General features: G+C 70.4%; 4 protein-coding genes. 2 read left to right on the top strand and 2 right to left on the bottom strand.

The window, feature by feature from the left end; genetic code table 11:
* Nucleotides 1–135: 135 nt before the first annotated feature.
* Nucleotides 136–315 (bottom strand): hypothetical protein, encoded by a 180-nt coding sequence (locus LJ221_RS19015; protein WP_241717936.1) that lies wholly within the window; start codon nucleotides 313–315, stop codon nucleotides 136–138.
* Between the two features lie 700 nt (nucleotides 316–1015).
* On the opposite strand from LJ221_RS19015, the gene LJ221_RS19010 reads away from it, so the two are divergent.
* Both LJ221_RS19010 and LJ221_RS19005 read left to right on the top strand, forming a co-directional pair.
* A complete protein-coding gene (locus tag LJ221_RS19010) occupies nucleotides 1016–3127 on the top strand; it encodes a hypothetical protein (protein ID WP_241717935.1) in 2112 nt (703 codons plus the stop codon).
* 297 nt (nucleotides 3128–3424) lie between these two features.
* Nucleotides 3425–4465, top strand: a complete 1041-nt coding sequence (locus tag LJ221_RS19005) for a glycosyltransferase (protein ID WP_241717934.1) — start codon at nucleotides 3425–3427, stop codon at nucleotides 4463–4465.
* A 104-nt stretch (nucleotides 4466–4569) separates the two neighbouring features.
* Here the strand turns inward: LJ221_RS19005 and LJ221_RS19000 are convergent.
* Nucleotides 4570–5696, bottom strand: a 1127-nt coding sequence (locus LJ221_RS19000; protein WP_241717933.1) for a nucleotide sugar dehydrogenase, incomplete at its 5' end; no start/stop codon positions are given.

Below are 5696 nucleotides of genomic sequence, written 5' to 3'. Positions count from 1 at the left end.
CCCCCCCCCCCCCCCCCCCCCGGCCCTTCTCCACGGCCACCACGGCGCCTCGCGGCGTACAGCTCCTGGGCGAAGATATTCTCGGAGGGGCCCTCAGAGCCCCGTAGGCCCGTTTCAGCTCGGTGTTCTCCTTCTTCAGCTCCCTTGGGCCGGGTGGGATCCCCAGTCGCCCGTCCCCGGACACTTCCCCGCGTCGATCTCGTGCCGCCTCACCCGGCTTCCCAGTGCCTCGTGGGAATCGAAGCCGAGCTTGTCGGTGAGCGTCTGCAGAGCCGCCGCCCCGTAAAGGTGGTCGTCAAGGACCTCGGCGGCCATGCGCCCTGTGCGGTGACGGAGGCCAAGGGGCGAAGAGAGGGCCGCTCCGTGACTGGCCCTTTGACGAAATCGAGTGTCCATTCGAGTCGGGGAGATTCGTCCCCGCCGCTCGCCCCCGACACTCCAACGGAGTGTCGGGGGCGAGCGGCACCGCTGTTCAGGGGCGCATGCTTCGGTGTCGACACACTGAGCTACCTGTCGTTCTGTGTGGGTTTCATAGAGACAGGGCCGACATCGCGATTCTCGCCCAGAGTGCACTTTTCATCACTTTTCATAACATTATATGTGGCTGCTGTCCGAGCAGCCGCACACAACCACAGAGGAGAAGCGATGAACGCACGCTCCCGCTACGGCCTTCTCAGAGGCCGACGCGAGAAGTTGTGGAGTCTGATCGGTGGAGTCGCCATCGCCTCGGCCGCTCTGTCTGGAGGCCAGTTCGCGGTAGCGGCTTCTGCGCCGACGGCACCTTCGAGTCAGGCTGATGACGGAGAAGAGACCCTGTCTTGCTCCATCTACGTTTGGCTCTGTCCCGGGCCGACGGGTCCAACCGGCCCGACGGGCCCGACCGGGCCAGCGGGTCCGACGGGTGCGACCGGTCCGGCGGGTCCGGCGGGTGCCGATGGTGCTGATGGTGCGACCGGTCCAACCGGTCCAACCGGTCCGACCGGTCCAACCGGTCCGGCGGGTGCTGATGGTGCTGATGGCGCGACGGGTCCGACCGGTCCGGCTGGTCCGGCGGGTGCTGATGGTGCGACGGGTCCGGCTGGTCCGGCGGGTGCTGATGGTGCGACCGGTGCGACGGGTCCGGCTGGTCCGGCGGGTCCGGCTGGTCCGGCGGGTGCTGATGGTGCGACCGGTGCGACGGGTCCGGCGGGTGCTGATGGTGCGACCGGTCCGACCGGTCCGACCGGTCCGGCTGGTCCGGCGGGTGCCGATGGTGCCGATGGTGCGACCGGTGCGACGGGTCCGGCGGGTCCGGCGGGTGCTGATGGTGCGACCGGTGCGACGGGTCCGACCGGTCCGGCTGGTCCGGCGGGTGCCGATGGTGCTGATGGTGCGACCGGTGCGACGGGTCCGGCTGGTCCGGCGGGTGCCGATGGTGCGACCGGTGCGACGGGTCCGACCGGTCCGGCGGGTCCGGCGGGTGCCGATGGTGCTGATGGTGCGACCGGTGCGACGGGTCCGGCTGGTCCGGCGGGTGCTGATGGTGCGACCGGTCCGACGGGTCCGACCGGTCCGACCGGTCCGGCGGGTCCGGCGGGTGCCGATGGTGCTGATGGTGCGACCGGTGCGACGGGTCCGGCTGGTCCGGCGGGTGCTGATGGTGCGACCGGTGCGACGGGTGCGACCGGTCCGGCTGGTCCGGCGGGTGCCGATGGTGCTGATGGTGCGACCGGTGCGACGGGTCCGGCTGGTCCGGCTGGTCCGGCGGGTGCTGATGGTGCGACCGGTCCGGCTGGTCCGGCTGGTCCGGCGGGTGCTGATGGTGCGACCGGTCCGACCGGTCCGGCTGGTCCGGCGGGTGCTGATGGTGCGACCGGTCCGGCTGGTCCGGCGGGTCCGGCGGGTGCCGATGGTGCTGATGGTGCGACCGGTGCGACGGGTCCGGCTGGTCCGGCTGGTCCGGCGGGTGCCGATGGTGCTGATGGTGCGACCGGTGCGACGGGTCCGGCTGGTCCGGCTGGTCCGGCGGGTGCTGATGGTGCCGATGGTGCGACCGGTGCGACGGGTCCGGCTGGTCCGGCGGGTGCTGATGGTGCGACCGGTGCGACGGGTCCGGCGGGTGCCGATGGTGCTGATGGTGCGACCGGTGCGACGGGTCCGACCGGTCCGGCTGGTCCGGCGGGTCCGGCGGGTGCTGATGGTGCGACCGGTGCGACGGGTCCGGCTGGTCCGGCGGGTGCTGATGGTGCGACCGGTCCGACCGGTCCGGCGGGTCCGGCGGGTGCTGATGGCGCGACCGGTCCGACCGGTCCGGCTGGTCCGGCGGGTGCTGATGGTGCGACCGGTCCGACCGGTCCGGCTGGTCCGGCGGGTGCTGATGGTGCGACCGGTCCGGCTGGTCCGGCGGGTCCGGCGGGTGCCGATGGTGCTGATGGTGCGACCGGTGCGACGGGTCCGGCTGGTCCGGCTGGTCCGGCGGGTGCCGATGGTGCTGATGGTGCGACCGGTGCGACGGGTCCGGCTGGTCCGGCTGGTCCGGCGGGTGCTGATGGTGCCGATGGTGCGACCGGTGCGACGGGTCCGGCTGGTCCGGCGGGTGCTGATGGTGCGACCGGTGCGACGGGTCCGGCGGGTGCCGATGGTGCTGATGGTGCGACCGGTGCGACGGGTCCGACCGGTCCGGCTGGTCCGGCGGGTCCGGCGGGTGCTGATGGTGCGACCGGTGCGACGGGTCCGGCTGGTCCGGCGGGTGCTGATGGTGCGACCGGTCCGACCGGTCCGGCGGGTCCGGCGGGTGCTGATGGCGCGACCGGTCCGACCGGTCCGGCTGGTCCGGCTGGTCCGGCGGGTGCCGATGGTGCGACCGGTCCGACCGGTCCGGCTGGTCCGGCTGGTCCGGCGGGTGCCGATGGTGCGACCGGTCCGACCGGTCCGACCGGTCCGGCGGGTCCGGCGGGTGCTGATGGCGCGACCGGTCCGACCGGTCCGACCGGTCCGGCTGGTCCGACGGGTCCGACGGGTCCGACCGCATCCCTCACCACCACTGAGGTCGTCGGTAATACCGTGGCGATTCCGATCACGAACAGCGCCACCTCGGTCGCCACGTGTCCGGCCGGCTGGCATCTCACGGGAGGTGGTTACCGGCTGAGCGGGCCAGTGATTCTCAGCGTTACGGAGAGCGCGCAGGCGGCCAGTCCGCCGGAGTCGTGGACTGTAACGGTCGGGGGCGCGTCTGTCACGGGAGAAACCCTCACCGCAGTCGCGGAGTGCGCTACAAACGTGGCATAGTCCGGGAAGTTTGGAAATCCGTCGGATGCCAGGGGTGTCGCTCGTGTCCCCGGCATCCGACGGGCCGGATGAATTAAACTTTCGGTCGCGCTGTATTCCCTGCTCATGTACACCAATCCTTGCAAAGGGCGCCAGGATGCCTTCAATCTGTTTGTGCATGATCGTCAAGAACGAGTCGCGTGTGATCGGTCGATGCCTCGGTTCGGTGCTTGACCTGATCGACTCGTGGGTTATCTCGGACACCGGTTCGACCGACGGGACGCAGTCATTGATCAGGTCCACGCTGAGTGGGATTCCCGGGGAACTTCACCAGGAACCCTGGGTGAACTTCGGTCATAATCGAACTCGTAACATCAGGCACGCCCGCGGAAAGGCTGACTATCTCCTTCTCCTGGACGCGGATCACGTCGTCAGGCTGAACGGATCCCTCCCCGCCCTGACCGCCACCTCCTACATGCTCCGGCATGAAGGAGATCTGGAGTATCGGATCAAGCGCCTGGTCCGTGGTGACATCGACTGGCGCTACGTGGGTGCGACCCACGAGTACCTGGATACTGGCGAGACGGACAAGCCGGAGCTTCTCGATGAAATCGTGATCACGGATTTCGCTGACGGCGGTTCACGTCAGGACAAGTTCGAGCGAGACGCCGCACTGCTTTCCGAAGAACTGAGTCGAGACCCCGGGAACGGGCGCACAGTGTTCTATCTTGCGCAAACGATGCGAGATCTGGGGAGAAAGTCCGAGGCGATCGGTCTGTACGAACGGAGGGCGGAGATGGGGGGCTGGGGTGAGGAAATCTACGTTGCACTCCTTGAGGCCGGGGTCCTGCGTGTCGAGCTGGATGACTGGAAGGGGGGGATGGAGTGTTTGATCAGGGCATGGGAATCCCGACCGCAACGGCTTGAGGCGTGCTATGAGGTTGCCTCGGGTCTGCGAAGAATGGGGCGACACAACACCGCGTACATGTTCGCCAAGGCCGGTGTCGGCAGACCGGTTCCGGCCGGGGATGTGCTGTTCACGAAACCGTGGGTTTACCGCTGGGGGCTCCTTTTCGAGCTCTCTGTGAGCTCCTACTGGGTCGGGGAGTACTCCGAGTCGGTCCGGGCATGCGATCTGCTTCTGGGTATGGAGGACCTGCCGGAGCCGTATCGCATGCAGACCGTGACCAACCGTGAGTTCTCGGCCGGTCGCCTGTGATGTGACCGGACGAGTAATCTGGCTCGTGACCACGGAAAACGCCCCCGGCACCGCCCTTCGGGGCAGTCGTGGCCCGACAGGGCCCGGCGCCGGTACGCGGCTTCTCACAGCCGGTGGGCGGCCCCCGTCGGGCTGGCGCCGCGGGTGTCCAGCAGGAGCTGGGCCTTGGCCGACAGGCTCTGCAGGTCGTAGACGCGGTGGTGCTGGAGTAGCAGGGTGAGGTCGGCCGCGGCGGCGGCCTCGTGGAGGGAGTCGGCGCGCGGGACGGGCCGGCCCGCCACCCGCCACTGCGGCACGTGCGGGTCGTGGTAGCCGATCTGCGCCCCCATCTCCATCAGCCGCAGGGCGATCTCGGGTGCGGGGGAGCCGGTCCGGTCGGCGAGGTCGGGCTTGTAGGTGACGCCCAGCAGCAGGACGCGGGCGCCGCGCGCCGACTTGCCGTGCTCGTTGAGCAGGGCCGCCGCGCGCTGTGCCACGTAGCGCGGCATCCGGGCGTTCACCTCCTGGGCGACCTCGACCAGGCGCAGCGGGTAGCCCGGGGTGCGCCCCGCGCGGTCCGGACAGGAGGGGTCGACGGAAAGGCCGTGGCCGCCCACGCCCGGGCCAGGCCGGAAGGCGTGGAAGCCGAACGGCTTGGTCTCCGCGCAGCGGATCACGTCCCACAGGTCCACGCCGAGGTCGTGGCAGAGCACGGCCATCTCGTTGACCAGGGCGATGTTCACGTGCCGGAAGCTGGTCTCCAGCACCGCCGTCGTCTCGGCCTCGCGCAGGCCGCGGGCCCGCACCACCTTCTCGACCAGCCGCCCGTAGAAGGCGGCGGCGGCCTCCGTACAGGCCGGGGTCAGCCCGCCGATCACCCGCGGGGTGTTGGCGTAGCCGTGGGAGCGGTTGCCGGGGTCCAGGCGGGAGGGGGCGCAGGCGAGGTGGAAGTCGTGCCCGGCCCGCAGCCCCGAGGCCTTCTCCAGCAGCGGGGCGACGTACTCCTCGGTGCCGCCGGGGTGGACGGCCGACTCCACCACGACCGTGGTCCGCGAACGCAGCCGCTCGCCGAGGACGAGCGCCGTCGCCCGTACCGCGCCCAGGTCCGGGAGGCGCCCCTCACCCTGCGGGGTGGGGGCGCAGATCAGAGCGGTGCGGACCCGGCCCAGTACGGACGGGTCCGAGGTGGCGCGGAAGCCGGCCGAGACCATTCGGCGTACCTCGGCCGCCGACAGCCCGGCGCCCGCCGGCG

The sequence above is a fragment of the Streptomyces sp. CNQ085 genome (assembly GCF_022614595.1).
In the GTDB taxonomy this organism is placed as follows: Bacteria; Actinomycetota; Actinomycetes; order Streptomycetales; family Streptomycetaceae; genus Streptomyces.
Note: the sequence above shows the minus strand (reverse complement) of the source record. Positions and strands in the feature narration are given on the sequence as shown.